Below are 15,466 nucleotides of genomic sequence, written 5' to 3'. Positions count from 1 at the left end.
GCCGGATCACCGCCCCTCACCTTCGGGATGGACGCATCATGAACCTCTCGCCCCGCGAGCTTCTCACCCGTATGTTCCAGGCGGCCGTGCGCGCCGCCCAGCCCGAACACTGCATCCCCGCCTTCCTCCCGCAACGGCCCAAGGGGCGCACGATCGTCATCGGCGCCGGCAAAGCCTCGGCCGCCATGGCGCAGGCCTTCGAGCGGCACTGGCCCGGCCCCATCGAAGGGCTGGTGGTCACGCGCTACGGCTATGCCGTGCCCTGCGAGCGCATCGAGATCGTCGAGGCCGCCCATCCCGTGCCCGACGAGGCCGGCGAAACCGCCGCCCGGCGACTGTTCGAACAAGTCTCCGGCCTGACGGCCGACGATCTGGTGATCTGCCTGATCTCGGGCGGCGGCTCCTCCCTGTTGCCCGTCCCCGGCGCCGGCGTCACGCTGGCCGACAAGCAGGCCATCAACCGCGCCTTGCTGAAATCCGGCGCGACGATCTCCGAAATGAATTGCGTGCGCCGTCACCTGTCGGGCATCAAGGGCGGGCGGCTCGCGGCGGCCTGCGCGCCCGCGCGCGTGGTCAACCTGCTGATCTCCGACGTGCCGGGCGACCAGCCCTGCGACATCGCCTCCGGCCCCACCGTGGCCGACCCGAGCACCTGCGCCGACGCGCTGGACATCGTGCGCCGCTACGGCATCGACCTGCCGGCGGGCGCCCGCCGGCTGCTGGAATCGGGCGAAGGCGAAACCCTCAAGCCCGGCGACCCCCGCCTGACCCGGGTCGAGACCCACCTGATCGCCACCCCCCAGATGGCCCTGGAAGCCGCCGCCTCGGTGGCCCGCGAGGCCGGCGTCGCGCCGCTGCTGCTGGGCGACCGCATCGAAGGCGAAGCCCGCGACGTCGGCAAGGTCCTGGGCGGCATCGCCCTGCAGGTGCGCGCGCACGGCCAGCCGGCGCCCGCCCCCTGCGTGCTGCTGTCCGGCGGCGAGACCACCGTCACCGTGCGCGGTCAGGGCCGCGGCGGGCGCAACGTCGAATGCCTGCTGTCCCTGGCCATCACCCTGGACGGCGCACAGGACGTCCATGCCCTGGCCGGCGACACCGACGGCGTGGACGGCCAGGAAGAGATCGCCGGCGCCCTGATCGGCCCCGACACCCTGGCGCGCGCCTGGGCGGCCGGCATGCCGCCCCGCGCGCATCTGGACGACAACGACGGCCACGGTTTTTTCGAGCGCCTGGGCGATTCCCTGATCACCGGGCCCACCCTGACCAACGTCAACGATTTTCGCGCCATCCTGGTCCTCTGAACCCGGCGGCGCCCCCCAGGAGACACATCACCATGAAGACCATCCGAGTCCTGACGCTGGAAGACGCGCGCCGCATGGCGGCCGCCGCCGAGGCCGAGGCCCGCCGCAGCGGCTGGAACGTCAGCATCGCCATCTGCGACGTCGGCGGCCACGCCCTGTGGCTGCAACGCATGGACGGCGCCCCGCTCATGAGCGCCCAGATCGCGCCGGAAAAGGCCCGCGCCTGCGTCCTCAGCGGCAAGCCCAGCAAAGTCTACGAAGACATGGTGAACCAGGGCCGCATCGCCGCCCTGTCCATGCCGGTCGTGCCACTGGAAGGCGGCGAACCCATCTACTTCGATGGCGCCGTCATCGGCGCGGTCGGCGTGTCCGGCGTGCAGGCCGGGCAGGATGCCCAGGTGGCCCGCGCCGGCGTCACGGCCCTGGACGGCGCCGACCACCTCTACGCGGGAGCCCAATCATGAAAACCGACCGTCGCGCACGCATCCTGGCCACCCTGGGGCCGGCCAGCTCCACACTCGAACAGATCCGCGCCCTGGCCCAGGCCGGCGCCAATGTGTTCCGCCTGAACTTCAGCCACGGTTCTCACGAGGATCACGCCGGACGCCACCGCGCCATCCGCCAGATCGAGCGGGAACTGGGCCGCCCCATCGGCATCCTGATGGACCTGCAGGGACCGAAGCTGCGCGTGGGCCGGATCGCCGGGGGCAAGACCGTCCTGACGGCGGGCCAGGCCTTCCGCCTGGACCTGGACCCCGCCGAGGGCGACGCCACGCGCGCCAACCTGCCGCACCCGGAGATCTTCGCCGCCCTGGAAGACGGCACGGACCTGCTGCTCGACGACGGCAAACTGCGCCTGCGCGTGGACCGCCACGGCCCGGACTTCGCCGAGACCACCGTCATGGTGGGCGGGCCGCTGTCGGACCGCAAGGGCGTCAACGTGCCCGGCGTCATCCTGCCCATTTCCCCGCTGACGCCCAAGGACCGCGCCGACCTGGCATTCGGCCTGTCGCTGGGCGTGGACTGGGTCGCGCTGTCCTTCGTGCAGCGTCCGGATGACATCGTCGAGGCGCGCGGCCTGATCGGCGACCGCGCCTGGATCATGGCAAAACTGGAAAAACCCGCCGCCATCGAGCACCTGGACGCCATCGTGGCACAGGCCGACGGCATCATGGTGGCGCGCGGCGACCTGGGCGTGGAACTGCCGCCGCAACGCGTGCCGGTGCTGCAGCAGCGCATCGTGCGCCGGGCGCGCGCCGCCGGCAAGCCGGTGGTCGTCGCCACGCAGATGCTGGAATCCATGATCATCTCGCCCGTGCCCACCCGCGCGGAGGCCTCCGATGTCGCCACCGCCGTCTACAGCGGCGCCGACGCCGTCATGCTGTCGGCCGAATCGGCCTCCGGCCAGTACCCGGTCGAGGCGGTCACCATCATGGAGCACATCATCCGCGAAGTGGAGGCCGACCCGTCCTGGCGCGCCAACCTCGACGCCACCCACAGCCCGGCCGAGGCCAACATCCCCGACGCCATCTGCTGCGCCCTGCGCCGCGTCGCGGGCCTGCTGGAGCCGGCCGCGACCGTGGCCTACACGGCCTCGGGCTTCAGCGCCCTGCGCGCCAGCCGCGAACGCCCCTCCACACCGATCCTGGCCCTGACCCCGCAGCAGGAAACCGCCCGCCGCCTGGCCCTGGCCTGGGGCGTGCGCCCGGTCCACTTCCCCGAGCAACTGCAGGAATCGACCGAAATGATCGACCGCGCCACGGCCGCCGCCCGCCAGGCCGGGCTGGCCGAGCCGGGCGACACGCTGATCGTGATCGCCGGCCTGCCGTTCGGCCACAGCGGCAGCACCAACCTGCTGCACATCGCCCAGGTCTGAAAAATAAGCACTATCCGACCCGGCATATAGCCCGCCCGCTTCTCCGGAAGCGGGCTTTTTCTTTTTTCCGACAAGCACTTGCGTAGGGACACCAGAATGCCGGGGATGCGCGGGGACCCTTTAACTCTTATAGAAGACTGCCTATAATCCAGGATTGACTTCACGATCACCCAAGGACCATCATGACCGATCGCATTTCCAGCCATGGACTCCAGATCGCCGCGCCGCTGCACCGCTTCCTCGAACAGGAGGCCCTGCCGGGCACGGGTGTACAGCCGGCCGCCTTCTGGGAAGGCCTGTCGGCGATCATTCATGACCTCGCCCCCCGCAATCGCGCCCTGCTGGCCGAACGCGATCGCCTCCAGGCCGCCCTGGACGACTGGTACGCCGCCCATCCCGGCCCCATCGCCGACCCGGCCGCCTACCGCGCCTTCCTGAAAGACATCGGCTACCTGAAGGACGCGCCCGCCCAGGTCGCCGTCACCACGGCGGACGTCGACGTCGAGATCACCGCCCAGGCCGGCCCGCAACTGGTCGTGCCGGTGATGAACGCCCGCTACGCCCTGAACGCCGCCAACGCCCGCTGGGGCAGCCTGTACGACGCCCTGTACGGCACCGACGCGATCCCCGAGACCGACGGCGCCGAGCGCGCCGGGGGCTACAACCCGGTGCGCGGCGCGCGCGTCATCGCCTTCGCCCGCCGCTTCCTGGACGAAAGCTTCCCCCTGGCGGGCGGCTCGCACAGCGACGCCACGGCCTATGCCGTCGTCCAGGGCGACCTGCGCGTCACGCTGAAGGACGGCTCGGTCACCGGCCTGGCCGACGCCGGCGCCTTCCTGGGCCACCGCGGCGACGCCGCCGCCCCGCAGGCCCTGGTCCTGCGCCATCACGGCCTGCATATCGAAATCCAGTTCGACGCCGGTCACCCCATCGGCAAGACCGACGCCGCCCACATCAAGGACGTGGTCGTCGAGGCGGCGCTGACCACCATCATGGACTGCGAGGACTCCGTCGCCGCCGTGGACGCGGACGACAAGGTCGTCGCCTACCGCAACTGGCTGGGCCTGATGAAGGGCGATCTGGCCGAAGACCTGGTCAAGGGCGGCAAGACCATCACCCGCCGCCTGAACCCGGACCGCGAATACACCGCGCGCGACGGCTCCGCCGCCCGCCTGCACGGCCGTTCCCTGATGTTCGTGCGCAACGTCGGCCACCTGATGACCAACCCGGCCATCCTGGACCGCGACGGCAACGAAGTCCCCGAGGGCATCCTGGACGCCGCCTGCACCTCGCTGATCGCCATCCACGACCTGAAGGCGCGCCAGAACTCCCGCACCGGCTCGATCTACATCGTCAAGCCCAAGATGCACGGCCCGGACGAGGTCGCCTTCGCCAGCGAACTCTTCGGCCGGGTCGAGCAATTGCTGGGCCTGGCGCCCAACACGATCAAGATGGGCATCATGGACGAGGAACGCCGCACCAGCGTCAACCTCAAGGCCTGCATCGCCGCCGCCAAGGCACGCGTGGCGTTCATCAACACCGGCTTCCTGGACCGCACGGGCGACGAGCTGCACACCTCCATGCGCGCCGGCGTCATGGTGCGCAAGCACGACATGAAGTCCCAGACCTGGATCCAGGCCTACGAGCCGAACAACGTGCAAAGCGGCCTGGAATGCGGCCTGCGCGGCCACGCGCAGATCGGCAAGGGCATGTGGGCCATGCCCGACCTGATGGCGGCGATGCTGGAACAGAAGGTCGCCCAGCTCAAGGCCGGCGGCAACACCGCCTGGGTCCCCTCGCCCACCGCCGCCACCCTGCACGCCCTGCACTACCACCAGGTCGACGTGGTCGAGGTGCAGAAGTCCCTGGAAAACCACCACGAGGACTACACCGACCGCATCCTGACCGTGCCGGTCACCGCCGCGCCCACCTGGACGCCCAAGCAGATCCAGCAGGAGCTGGACAACAACTGCCAGGGCATCCTGGGCTATGTGGTGCGATGGATCGACCAGGGCGTGGGCTGCTCGAAGGTTCCCGACATCCATGACGTGGGCCTGATGGAAGACCGGGCCACGCTGCGGATCTCCAGCCAGCACATCGCCAACTGGCTGCTGCACGGCATCGTCACCCGCGACCAGGTCGAGGAAACCCTGCGCCGCATGGCCGCCGTGGTGGACAAGCAGAACGCCGGCGACTCCGCCTACGAACCGATGCACGGCCATTTCGATACGTCCTGCGCCTTCAAGGCCGCCAGCGACCTGATCTTCAAGGGCCTGGAGCAGCCCAACGGCTATACCGAGCCGCTGCTGCACCACTGGCGCCAGGTGAAAAAGGCGGAACTGGCCGCGAAGGCCTGAACCGCTCCGGGGCATCCGCCCCGTCACTGGAAACCGCCGGACCAGCCATGGCCCCGGCGGTTTTTTCATGGCGATACGGTGTTCAATGGAATAAACCGCGCGGCCGGACTGTTTACCGCAGGTCAATCCCACGCAAGGAGAACCACCATGACCCGTTACGCCTCCCTCCGCATCCTCGGCCCCGTGCTGCTGGCCGCCTGCGCCATGACATCCCAGGCCCGGGCCCAGGCACCGGCCACCCCCATGAACGGCATCCTGGTCGGCCCCAACCAGATGACACTTTACGTCTTCGACAAAGACGCCGCGGGTTCCGGCAAGAGCGTATGCAACGGCGGCTGCGCCACCAACTGGCCGCCCTTGATGGCGGCCGCCGGGGACACCGCCTCCGGCGACTGGAGCGTGATCACCCGCGACGACGGGAGCAAGCAATGGGCCTACAAGGGCCGTCCGCTCTACTATTGGGTCAAGGACGCCAAGCCCGGCGACAAGACGGGAGACGGCTTCCTCAACAATGCCTGGCACGCGGCCAAGCCCTGAACACGGTCCCGCGTGGACATCGACGCCGCCCTCGTCCACATCCCGCGCCTGCGCCGCTACGCGCGGGCGCTGGTGGGCGACGCCGCCCGCGCGGACGACCTGGTGCAGGACACGCTCGAGCGGGCCTGCCAGAAATGGGCGCTGTGGCGGCCGCCCACCGCCGCAACGGCGGACCAGGTCCAGGCGGCGCTGCGCGGCTGGCTGCTCACGCTGATGCACAACCTCTTCGCCAACCAATGGCGGCAAGCGGCGCGGCAGCGCACGATCGACTGGAACGAGACCCGGGAGCCCGGGCATGATCCTACTTCGGGCCTGGGACTGCGGCTCGACCTGGAGCGCGCCCTGGCGCTGCTGGCGCCGCAATCGCGCGAGGTATTGCTGCTGGTCGGAATGGAACAATACAGCTACGCCGAGACTGCGGAGATGCTCGGCATTCCCGTCGGCACGGTGATGTCCCGTCTGGCGCGGGCGCGCGAGCAGTTGCGACGCCTGATGGAGGGGGAAGCGCCGGCCCCGGTGACATTGAAGGCCGTCAAATGAAGGAAAGCGATCGATGTCCATGAACCGTCCCGACGAAACCGCGTTCCATGCCTGGGTGGACGGCGAGCTTGCGCCCGAACGCGCCGCCGAGGTGGGGCAATGGCTGTCGGAACATCCCGCCGAGGCGGCCCGCGTGGCCGCCCTGCAGGCGCAATGCGCCGGCTTGCGGGCCCTGCGGGCCGAGGTGCTGGACGAGCCGGTGCCGCCGCGGCTGCGCCGCGCACTGCGCCGGCCACCGCCGCAATGGCGTTGGCCGCATGCGCTGGCGGCCGGGGTCATGCTCTGTCTGGGCATGGGCCTGGGCTACGGCCTGGGCGACCGGGCACCGGGCGCCTCGCCCCAGGCCGACGCCTTGACGCGGCTGCCGGTCTTCGTGCGCGAGGCCGCCGCCGCCCACGCGGTCTACGTGCCGGAACAGCGTCACCCGGTCGAGGTGGCGGCGCAGCAGCAGGCTCACCTGGTGCAATGGCTGTCCAAGCGGCTGGGGGTGCGGCTCAAGGTGCCGGCGCTCGACGCCCAGGGCTTCCACCTGGTCGGCGGCCGCCTGCTGCCGGGCGAAGCCGGACAGGCGCGCGCACAGTTCATGTACCAGGACGCGGCCGGCACGCGCGTGACCCTGTACGTCTCGGTGCTGGCGCGGGAAGACAGGGCCGCCGCGGCACCGGTGGCCTTTCAATGGACCGGTGACGAGTCCGCCCGGGGTTTCTACTGGATCGACGGGCGGCAAGGCTACGCGGTCAGCGCCGCTTTACCGCGCGAGCGGCTGCACGCGCTGGCCGAGGCCATCTACCACCAGCTGGGTTGAACGCGGCGGCGCCTCAGGCGTCGCCCCAGACCTCGCGGGCGGTCTCGACCACCAGCCGCAACTTGGCCCGCTGATCCTCGACCGCCACGTTGTTGCCGTGCACCGTGCTCGAGAAGCCGCATTGCGGCGAGAGGGCAAGCTGTTCGAGCGGGGCGTGTTTCGCCGCCTCGTCGATGCGGCGCTTGAGATCGTCCTTGGACTCCAGCGCGCCGAACTTGGTCGTCACGAGACCCAGCACCACGATCTTGCCGGACGGCAAAAACCGCAAGGGGCGGAAATCGCCGCTACGATCATCGTCGTATTCCATGAAATACGCGTCCAGGTTCATTTCCGACAGCAGCGCCTCGGCCACCGGCTCGTAGTTGCCCTCGGCCGCATAGGTGCTCTTGAAATTGCCGCGACACAGGTGCATGGCCAGCACCATGCCCTCGGGCTTGCGCGCCACCACCCGGTTGATGAACCGGGCATAGCGGTGCGGCAGTTCGTTCGGATCGTCGCCGCGCGCCTGGGCCGCCTCGCGCATGCGTCCATCGCACAGATAGGCCAGGTTGGTGTCGTCCATCTGCACGTAGCGGCAGCCGGCGTCATACAGGCTGCGCAGTTCCTGGCCATAGGCCTCGGCCACATCCTCGTAGAAGTCGGGATCGAGCTCGGGATAGGCCACGGCGTCGATGCCGGCGCGCCCGCCCCGGAAATGCAGCATGGTGGGCGAGGGAATGGTGACCTTGGGCGTGTGGCCCGCCGAGACCCGGCTCGCCAGGTACTCGAAATCGGCGCGCTGGATGTCGCGCGCGTGGCGGACCTTGCCGGTCACGAGGATCGACGGCGGCGCCAGGTGATCCTTGCCGTCGGGCCCCGTCACCACCTTGGGATCGTCGGTGGTCACGCCTTCGAGCTGCCGCAGGAAATCGAGGTGGAAATACGTGCGGCGGAATTCGCCGTCCGTCACCGACTTCAGGCCGACATCCTCCTGGAGCCGCACGACCTCGGCGATGGCGCGGTCCTCGACGGCGCGCAGGGCGGCGGCGTCGATCTCGCCCCGGGCATGCCGGTCACGCGCCTCCAGCAGATAGACAGGCCGCAAGAAACTGCCGACGTGGTCGGCGCGAAACGGCGGAACGGTGCGTGTGGACATCGCGGTCTCCTTGGAGGAAATTGTTCAGTGTGCTGAAGAATAACCTGGGAATTCTGCGTCATGCGCGCGCCGCTGGCAAGGGCCGCGCGGCGCCCCCCGCAGCGCACGCGTCGGCCGCATCTCCTACAATTCCGTCCATTCCCCGCCGACATGCGTGACGCGGGTTTTCAAGGACGACTCCTTTGCGATCGAATTCGATTGCCGTGATCGGCGGCGGCCCGGCCGGGCTGATGGCGGCTGAAACACTGGCGGCGGCGAACGTGCGCGTCGATCTCTACGACGCCATGCCCTCGGTGGGCCGCAAATTCCTGCTGGCCGGGCGCGGCGGGCTCAACCTGACCCACGGCGAACCCCAACCCGCTTTCCTGTCGCGCTACCGCGAACATGCGCCCTGGGTGGCATCCTGGCTGGCCGATTTCGGCCCCCAGGCCTTGCGCGACTGGGCGCAAGGCCTGGGGGTGGACACGTTCGTCGGCACTTCGGGCCGTGTCTTTCCCGCCACGATGAAAGCCGCGCCGCTGCTGCGTGCCTGGCTCCATCGCCTGCGCGGACAAGGCGTTCGCATCCACGCCCGCCATCGCTGGACGGGGTGGGATGAGTCCGGCCAGTTGCGCTTCTCCACACCGGCGGGCGAAGCGCGGGTCGGGGCGGATGCCGTCATCCTGGCCCTGGGCGGGGGCAGCTGGTCCCGCCTGGGATCGGACGGCGCCTGGGTGCCCATCCTGGCCGAAAAAGGCGTGGACGTCGCGCCGCTGCGGCCCGCCAACTGTGGATTCCTGGCGGACTGGAGCGCGCATTTCCAGGAACGCTACGCGGGCGAGCCCCTGAAATCGGTCGCCGCCGGTGTGCCCGGAACGGCGCCACCGGGCACCGACACGAACGCCCCTTTCCAGCGCGGCGAAATCATGCTGACCCGGGACGGCCTGGAGGGCGGGCTGGTCTACGCCCTGTCCTCGGGCCTGCGCGAGGCGCTGGATCAGGCCGGCCAGGCCGTGCTGACCATCGACCTGCTGCCCGACCGCGATGCCGGCTGGGTGGCCGGTCAGGTCCTGTATCCGCGCGGCGCCAAATCTTGGTCCAGCCATCTGCGCTCGCGCCTGAACCTGCACGGCGCCAAGGCCGGCCTGCTGCGGGAATGCCTGGGCAGGGAGGACTACGCCGACCCCGCCCGGCTGGCGGCGGCGATCAAACGGCTGCCCGTGCGGCTGACCGGCATGCGGCCCATGGACGAAGCCATCAGCACGGCGGGCGGCGTCCGCCCGCAGGCGATGGACGAACGGCTGATGTTGCTGGCCCGGCCAGGCGTCTTCTGCGCGGGTGAGATGCTGGACTGGGACGCGCCCACCGGCGGCTATCTGCTGACCGCCTGCTTCGCCGGGGGCCGCGCCGCCGCCAAGGGCGCACTGGCATGGCTGAATTGACACCGCCCGCCCCCATCCTGGTCCTCGACGCCTGCGTCATGATGTCCGGCCTGCAACGCCGCCTGATGCTGGCGCTGGGCGCGTGCGGCATTTTTCATCCGGCCTGGAGCGAGCGCATCGGCGATGAATGGAAGCGCAACGCCCGGCGCATCTGGGACATCCCCGCGGAAAATCTGCAAGCGGACTGGGACACCATGCAGTCCGCCTTTCCCGGCGCCATGGCGCATGAGATCGAGCGGTACGAACAGGGGCTGCGCTACAGCGATCCCCGCGACTGGCATGTCATCGCCGTCGCCCGGGAAATGCGCGAACGGCATCCCGACAGTCCGGTGGAAATCCTGACGCTGAACCTGAAGGACTTCAACCGGTCCGAACTCCGCCGCCTGGGTTTGTCCGCGCTGACTCCGGATCGCAAGCTGGCGGCCTGGTGGCCGGCGCACGAAACGCACATCCGCCGGGAGATCGCCGAACTCGATGCCGCCGACCCGTCCCCGGGCCGCACCCGCCTGCCCATGCGCGAGCGGCTGAGCCGCGAACGCCTGCTTCTGCTGGGCCGCCTGCTGTCGACCTGAAACGGGCGCCGCCGCCCTGGACCCGCCCCGCGCAAGAGGCGGACGGGTCCAGGGGCGGAATGGGGGAGGGTCGTCGAAACGCCCCGGCTCAGGCGCGCGCTGTTGCGATCAGATCGTCCAGCCAGGCCAGCATGGTGTCGATCTCGTCGGCCGTGACGTTCAGGGCCGGCATGAAGCGCAGCAGGTTGCCGCGCGGCGCATTCAGCAGCAGGCCTTCCGGCGCGCGGTCGCGCGCGGCCTGGACCAGCGCCGGACCGTCGTCGCGGTCCATCACCAGCGCGCGCAGCAGGCCCTGACCGCGTTCGCCCTTCATGCCCCATTTGTCCGACAACGCCATCAGGCCGGCCGACAGATGCCGCCCGAGGGCGTTGACCTCGTCCAGGAAGCCGGGCGCCGCCAGCGTGTCGAAGATCGCCACGCCCACCGCCGTCATCAGCGGGTTGCCGTTATAGGTGCCGCCCTGGTCGCCGTGTTCGAAGCAGCAGACGGCCTCGCGCGCGCACAGCGCCGACAGCGGCACGCCGCCGCCGATGCCTTTGCCCAGCGTCATGATGTCGGGCTCGACGCCGGCATGCTGGTAGGCGTACAGCCGGCCCGTGCGTCCCATGCCGCTCTGGACCTCGTCCACGATCAGCAGCAGGCCCTGTTCGCGGGTCAACGCGCGCAGACCCTGCATGAACTCGCGCGTCGCGGGGATCACGCCCGCCTCGCCCTGGACCGGCTCCAGCATCACGGCGACCGTCTGGTCGTCGATCAGGGCGCGCACCGAGTCCAGGTCGTTCAGTTCGGCCTTGGGGAAACCCTCGACCTGCGGCGCGAATTTCCGGTCCCAGCCGGCCTTGCCGGACGCCGACATGGTCGCGAGGGTACGGCCATGGAAACTGTGGTTGAAGGTGATGATCTTGTAGGCGCCCTTGCGGTGCAACTGGCCCCACTTGCGGGCGAGCTTGATGGCGCCTTCGTTGGCCTCGGCCCCGCTGTTGGCGAAGAACACGCGGTCGAAGCAGGACGACTCCACGATGCGGCGGGCCAGGTCGATGGACGGCTGGTTGTAGAAAGCCGGCGAAGGGTTGATCAGCCAGTGCGACTGGCGGGCCAGCGCTTCGATCATGGCCGGATGGTTGTGGCCCAGGCAGTTCACGGCCCAGCCCTGGATGAAATCCAGGTAGCGCTTGCCGGTGTGGTCTTCCAGCCAGGATCCCTCGCCGCGGACGAAGACCAGCTCCGGACGCGAAGTGATTTCCATCAGGGCGTTCAGCCCGGCGCGATCGATCGACATGAGTGCGTATTCCTGAAAACGTAAGTCCCGGCGGCAAGGCGCCGCGCAAACCGATATTCTAAGACGGACGCAGGGTCCGGAGCAGTCCGGCGCCAAACAGATTGACCGCCAGTCCGATCAGCACCACAAGCCCGCCCAGCCATTGCCACGGACTCAGCCGTTCACCCAGGAACCAGTCGGCGCACAGCAGCCCCACCACCGGAATGAGCAGGCTGAGCGGCGCCACCCGGGCAACCGGATGGCGGGCCAGCAACCGCCCCCACAGCACATAGCCGATCAGCGTCGCCACACCCGACAGGTAGGCCACCGCACCCACCGCCCGCCAGCTGAGATGCGACAGGCTGTCCAAGATCCGGTCCGGCCCCTCGAAAAAGATCGACAGCAGCAGGAACGGAATGGGCGGCAGCAGCGCGCCCCACACCACCATCGACAGCATGCGCACCGGCCCCGCGCTCTTCAGCACCACATTGCCCGACGCCCAGCTGAAGGCCGCCGCCAGCGTCAGCAGAAAGCCGACCAGCGGCACCACCGTCTCGCCCCCCGCGCCCAGATCCAGCAGCGTGAGACCTGCGGCTGCCAGGGCGATGCCCAGCACGTGGTGCGGACGCACGGTCTCGCGCAGGACCAGCGCCGCGATCGCCACCGTGAAAAAAGCCTGCGCCTGCAGCACCAGGGACGCCAGACCGGCGGGCATGCCCAGGTGGATCGCCAGGAACAGGAAAATGAACTGCCCCAGGCAGATCGTCGCCCCGTAACCGACGACGTAGCGCCAGTGCACGGCCGGCCGGGGGATGAAGAACACCGCCGGGAACGCCACGAACAGGAAACGCAGGGCGCCCAGCAGCATCGGCGGAATCTCGTCCACGCCGACCTTGATGACGACGAAATTGGCGCCCCACACCACGATGACGACCAGGGCGGCCAGGATGTCTTTCAAGGGCATGGGATCTCCCGCCGCGAGAACGCGCGTCAAATCCTGCATGCTACGGCATTTGGGGCCCTTTTGAACGGGCGGGCGCCGGCACCGGATCGCGCCCGCCGCCGAACGGGCCGGCGACCCTGCGTTCCCGTTTTAGAATGTCTCCCATCCCCCGTCACCGGCAGACTTCCATGCGCCTGGCCATCCACAGCCTGTACAGCTATCCCGTCAAATCCTGCGCCGGCATCGCCCACGAACGCGTCCGCGTCACCGGATCCGGCCTGGACTTCGACCGGCACTGGGTGATCGTGGACGCCCGGGGCGTCTTCATGACCCAGCGTCAGCATCCCCGCATGGTGCTGATCCGCCCGGAACCCGTCGCGGACGGCCTGTGGCTGCGCGCCCCCGGCCAGGCCGACTGCTTCGTGCCGCCGCCGCGCGCGCAGGCCGAGGCCGTGACGGTCGCCATCTGGGGCACGCCCACCCTGGGCGCCGACCAGGGCGACGAGGCCGCCGCGTGGTTGAGCGCATTCATTGGCGCGCCCTGCCGGCTGCTGCGCCTGCACCCTCGGGCGCACCGCCTGGCCAGCCTGCCGCACGTCACCCGCTGGATCCAGACCCATCCCGACTGGCCGCAATCATTCCTGCCGGTGGACCGGCACGCCTTCGCCTTCGCCGACGGTTTCCCGTTCCTGGTCGCCAACCTGCATTCGCTGGAGGAACTGAACAGCCAGCTGGCCGACCAGGGCATCGCGCCGGTGGACATGATCCGCTTCCGCCCCAACATCGTGCTCCAGGGCCTGGAGCCCTATGACGAGGATCACCTGGCCGGATTCCGAGCCGGTGACGCCGGTTTCGCCTTCGTCAAGGCCTGCGCCCGTTGCCCCATTCCCAATGTGGATCCGCTGACGGGCGCCACGGCGGCCGAACCGGGCCGCACCCTGGCGCGGCACCGGCAGTTCGAGCAAGGGGTGCTGTTCGGCATGAACGCCGTCGCCGCCCTGCCGGAGGGTGGAACCTGGCTCCAGGCGGGCGACATCATCGAACCGGAATACGATTTCTGAGCCCCCTCGCGGCGCGGCCGGCCGCCGCAGTCTCAGTACAGGTCCAGTTGCACCGGATGCGGCCGTTCGTCGGCGCCCGCCGGTTCCAGCTTGCTGACCCGCACACCCAGCAGCCTCAGGCGCCGCTCCAGCGGCACCCGCTTCAGGCATTGCCCGGCGGCCCAGTGGATGGACGCGGCGTCCCCGACCGCCGCGTCCAGTGTCAGGTCGCGCGTCACCACCTGGAAATCGTCGAAACGCAGCTTGATGCCCACCGTCGCCCCGCGCACGCCCTTGCGGGCGAGATCATCGGCCAGCCGCTCGCACAGATCCAGGAAAATCCGCGACAGCAGCGGCCGGTCGCGACGCACGTGCAGATCCCGCTCGAATGTCGTTTCCCGGCTGAGGGACTTGGGCTCGGACCGCGTCACCACCGGGCGGTCGTCGATGCCGTGGGCGACGTCCAGCAGCCATTGCGCCGTGCCCAGCCCGAAATGCTGTTGCAACAACGCCGGCGCGGCCCGCGCGAGCTGGCCGACGGTCTCGATGCCCAGATCCCGCAGTCGGCGCGTGGCCTTGGGGCCGATGCCATTGACCTTGGAGACCGGAAGCGGCCAGATGCGCCGCTCCAGGTCCCCAGGTCCGATCAGCGTCATGCCATCGGGCTTGTCCAGATCGGACGCGATCTTGGACAGCAGCTTGTTGGGTGAAATCCCGATGGAACAGCTCAATCCCGTGGCCTCGCGCACGGCCTGCTTCAGCGCACGGGCCAATTCGCCGGACGCCTGCGGCAGATCGCTCAGGTCGATGTAGACCTCGTCGATCCCCCGGTCCTCGATGCAAGGGGCGATCTCCGCCACGGCGGCCTTGAACAACCGCGAATAATGACGATAGGCTGGAAAATCCACCGGCAGCAGCACGGCGTCGGGCGCCAGGCGCGCGGCTTTCATCATGCCCATGGCCGAATGCACGCCCAGGGCGCGGGCCTCGTAGGTGGCCGTCGTGATCACGCCGCGCCCGACATAGTCCCGCAACCGGGTGTATGTCCCGTCCTCGCGCCGGCGCCCGCCGCCGATCACCACCGGCTGGCCCCGCAGATCCGGATGGCGCAGCAATTCCACGGACGCGTAGAACGCGTCCATATCCAGGTGCGCGATACGGCGGACGGGGCAAGCGGCGGACATGTGTCTGGCGCGGCACGAAAAGGCGGCGGCCCTGCTATACTAGCCGTCCTAGAAGATGTATTTCAAATGAATCTATAACCCTGCCCTTATCGAGGGCTTTCTCCGCTCGCGAGGACCCCATGGAAGCAGCAACCCTGAAGCGTTCTTCCCAGAAAACCGCCACCCTGCGCCTGGTCGGCCTGCGCGGCCCATCCTGCGCCGACGCGGTGGACCGCGCCCTGGCCGCCGTCCCCGGCGTTTCCGAGGTCACGGTGTCCCTGGCCGATGAAAAGGCCACCATCACCTTCGACACCGCCCAGGTCTCCGTCCAGCGCCTGCAAGTCGCCGTCCAGGACGCCGGCTACGAGGCACTGAAACCCGTCCACGGCGAAGACGGCAACTGCTGCGGCGGGTGCGGGGGATGATTCCGGACGAGGGGGCGGGCCGGGGGGGGGGGGGGGGGGCGGGGGGCGGGGGCGGGCGGGGCGGGGGCGGGGGGGGGCCGGGGCGGGGGGGGG

Annotated in this window: 15 protein-coding genes; 11 read left to right on the top strand and 4 right to left on the bottom strand. The window is 69.6% G+C overall.

Annotation, left to right across the window (positions count from 1 at the left end):
* Nucleotides 1-38: 38 nt before the first annotated feature.
* The 7 genes from O4H32_RS02030 (at nucleotide 39) to O4H32_RS02000 (ending at nucleotide 7,416) form a co-directional block, all read left to right on the top strand.
* The gene (locus tag O4H32_RS02030; RefSeq protein WP_269356203.1) at nucleotides 39-1,301 is read left to right on the top strand and encodes a glycerate kinase type-2 family protein; all 1,263 of its coding nucleotides are present in this window, start codon (nucleotides 39-41) and stop codon (nucleotides 1,299-1,301) included.
* 32 nt (nucleotides 1,302-1,333) lie between these two features.
* A complete protein-coding gene (locus O4H32_RS02025) occupies nucleotides 1,334-1,765 on the top strand; it encodes a GlcG/HbpS family heme-binding protein (RefSeq protein ID WP_269356201.1) in 432 nt (143 codons plus the stop codon).
* A complete protein-coding gene (pyk, locus tag O4H32_RS02020) occupies nucleotides 1,762-3,177 on the top strand; it encodes a pyruvate kinase (protein WP_269356199.1) in 1,416 nt (471 codons plus the stop codon). Before O4H32_RS02025 ends, pyk begins: the two co-directional genes overlap by 4 nt.
* 182 nt (nucleotides 3,178-3,359) lie before the next feature.
* A complete protein-coding gene (locus O4H32_RS02015; protein ID WP_269356198.1) occupies nucleotides 3,360-5,534 on the top strand; it encodes a malate synthase G in 2,175 nt (724 codons plus the stop codon).
* A 147-nt stretch (nucleotides 5,535-5,681) separates the two neighbouring features.
* Nucleotides 5,682-6,071, top strand: coding sequence for a COG4315 family predicted lipoprotein (locus O4H32_RS02010; protein ID WP_269356196.1), 390 nt, complete (start codon nucleotides 5,682-5,684; stop codon nucleotides 6,069-6,071).
* A 12-nt stretch (nucleotides 6,072-6,083) separates the two neighbouring features.
* Nucleotides 6,084-6,611 carry an RNA polymerase sigma factor gene (locus tag O4H32_RS02005; protein ID WP_269356194.1) on the top strand — a complete coding sequence of 176 codons (528 nt, stop codon included), beginning with the start codon at nucleotides 6,084-6,086 and terminating at the stop codon, nucleotides 6,609-6,611.
* Nucleotides 6,612-6,624: 13 nt separating this feature from the next.
* A complete protein-coding gene (locus O4H32_RS02000; RefSeq protein ID WP_269356193.1) occupies nucleotides 6,625-7,416 on the top strand; it encodes an anti-sigma factor family protein in 792 nt (263 codons plus the stop codon).
* Nucleotides 7,417-7,429: 13 nt separating this feature from the next.
* Here O4H32_RS02000 and O4H32_RS01995 read toward each other — a convergent pair whose 3' ends face one another.
* Nucleotides 7,430-8,551: a 5-methyltetrahydropteroyltriglutamate--homocysteine S-methyltransferase gene (locus tag O4H32_RS01995; RefSeq protein ID WP_269356192.1), complete on the bottom strand. Its 1,122-nt coding sequence runs from the start codon at nucleotides 8,549-8,551 to the stop codon at nucleotides 7,430-7,432.
* Nucleotides 8,552-8,733: 182 nt separating this feature from the next.
* Between O4H32_RS01995 and O4H32_RS01990 the strand changes: the two genes are divergently transcribed.
* Together O4H32_RS01990 and O4H32_RS01985 are read left to right on the top strand one after the other, a co-directional pair.
* On the top strand, nucleotides 8,734-9,972 hold the full coding sequence (locus tag O4H32_RS01990; RefSeq protein WP_269356190.1) for a TIGR03862 family flavoprotein: 1,239 nt from the start codon (nucleotides 8,734-8,736) through the stop codon (nucleotides 9,970-9,972).
* A complete protein-coding gene (locus O4H32_RS01985) occupies nucleotides 9,960-10,544 on the top strand; it encodes a PIN domain-containing protein (RefSeq protein WP_269356188.1) in 585 nt (194 codons plus the stop codon). Before O4H32_RS01990 ends, O4H32_RS01985 begins: the two co-directional genes overlap by 13 nt.
* Nucleotides 10,545-10,632: 88 nt before the next feature.
* Here O4H32_RS01985 and O4H32_RS01980 read toward each other — a convergent pair whose 3' ends face one another.
* Both O4H32_RS01980 and O4H32_RS01975 read right to left on the bottom strand, forming a co-directional pair.
* On the bottom strand, nucleotides 10,633-11,823 hold the full coding sequence (locus tag O4H32_RS01980) for an acetylornithine transaminase (protein WP_269356187.1): 1,191 nt from the start codon (nucleotides 11,821-11,823) through the stop codon (nucleotides 10,633-10,635).
* A gap of 58 nt (nucleotides 11,824-11,881) precedes the next feature.
* Complete coding sequence (locus O4H32_RS01975) at nucleotides 11,882-12,766, bottom strand: EamA family transporter (protein ID WP_269356185.1); 885 nt, start codon at nucleotides 12,764-12,766, stop codon at nucleotides 11,882-11,884.
* A 134-nt stretch (nucleotides 12,767-12,900) separates the two neighbouring features.
* Between O4H32_RS01975 and O4H32_RS01970 the strand changes: the two genes are divergently transcribed.
* On the top strand, nucleotides 12,901-13,806 hold the full coding sequence (locus O4H32_RS01970) for an MOSC domain-containing protein (protein ID WP_269356183.1): 906 nt from the start codon (nucleotides 12,901-12,903) through the stop codon (nucleotides 13,804-13,806).
* Nucleotides 13,807-13,838: 32 nt separating this feature from the next.
* Here O4H32_RS01970 and dinB read toward each other — a convergent pair whose 3' ends face one another.
* Nucleotides 13,839-14,969 carry a DNA polymerase IV gene (gene dinB / locus O4H32_RS01965; protein WP_269356182.1) on the bottom strand — a complete coding sequence of 377 codons (1,131 nt, stop codon included), beginning with the start codon at nucleotides 14,967-14,969 and terminating at the stop codon, nucleotides 13,839-13,841.
* 119 nt (nucleotides 14,970-15,088) lie between these two features.
* On the opposite strand from dinB, the gene O4H32_RS01960 reads away from it, so the two are divergent.
* Entirely contained in the window at nucleotides 15,089-15,373 is a 285-nt protein-coding gene (locus tag O4H32_RS01960; RefSeq protein ID WP_269356180.1) for a heavy-metal-associated domain-containing protein, read from the top strand.
* Nucleotides 15,374-15,466 lie beyond the last annotated feature (93 nt).

It is taken from the genome of Castellaniella denitrificans, from assembly GCF_027214045.1.
Taxonomy (GTDB): domain Bacteria; phylum Pseudomonadota; class Gammaproteobacteria; order Burkholderiales; family Burkholderiaceae_B; genus Castellaniella; species Castellaniella denitrificans_A.
This window is presented reverse-complemented; position numbering and strand designations above follow the sequence as displayed.

Excerpts from the sequence above, each read along its gene's own strand:
- O4H32_RS02030 (WP_269356203.1), top strand. The coding sequence starts at position 39 with ATGAACCTCTCGCCCCGCGAGCTTCTCACCCGTATGTTCCAGGCGGCC.
- O4H32_RS02025 (WP_269356201.1), top strand. The coding sequence starts at position 1,334 with ATGAAGACCATCCGAGTCCTGACGCTGGAAGACGCGCGCCGCATGGCG.
- pyk (WP_269356199.1), top strand. The coding sequence starts at position 1,762 with ATGAAAACCGACCGTCGCGCACGCATCCTGGCCACCCTGGGGCCGGCC.
- O4H32_RS02015 (WP_269356198.1), top strand. The coding sequence starts at position 3,360 with ATGACCGATCGCATTTCCAGCCATGGACTCCAGATCGCCGCGCCGCTG.
- O4H32_RS02010 (WP_269356196.1), top strand. The coding sequence starts at position 5,682 with ATGACCCGTTACGCCTCCCTCCGCATCCTCGGCCCCGTGCTGCTGGCC.
- O4H32_RS02000 (WP_269356193.1), top strand. The coding sequence starts at position 6,625 with ATGTCCATGAACCGTCCCGACGAAACCGCGTTCCATGCCTGGGTGGAC.
- O4H32_RS01995 (WP_269356192.1), bottom strand. The coding sequence starts at position 8,551 with ATGTCCACACGCACCGTTCCGCCGTTTCGCGCCGACCACGTCGGCAGT.
- O4H32_RS01985 (WP_269356188.1), top strand. The coding sequence starts at position 9,960 with ATGGCTGAATTGACACCGCCCGCCCCCATCCTGGTCCTCGACGCCTGC.
- O4H32_RS01980 (WP_269356187.1), bottom strand. The coding sequence starts at position 11,823 with ATGTCGATCGATCGCGCCGGGCTGAACGCCCTGATGGAAATCACTTCG.
- O4H32_RS01975 (WP_269356185.1), bottom strand. The coding sequence starts at position 12,766 with ATGCCCTTGAAAGACATCCTGGCCGCCCTGGTCGTCATCGTGGTGTGG.
- O4H32_RS01970 (WP_269356183.1), top strand. The coding sequence starts at position 12,901 with ATGTCTCCCATCCCCCGTCACCGGCAGACTTCCATGCGCCTGGCCATC.
- dinB (WP_269356182.1), bottom strand. The coding sequence starts at position 14,969 with ATGTCCGCCGCTTGCCCCGTCCGCCGTATCGCGCACCTGGATATGGAC.
- O4H32_RS01960 (WP_269356180.1), top strand. The coding sequence starts at position 15,089 with ATGGAAGCAGCAACCCTGAAGCGTTCTTCCCAGAAAACCGCCACCCTG.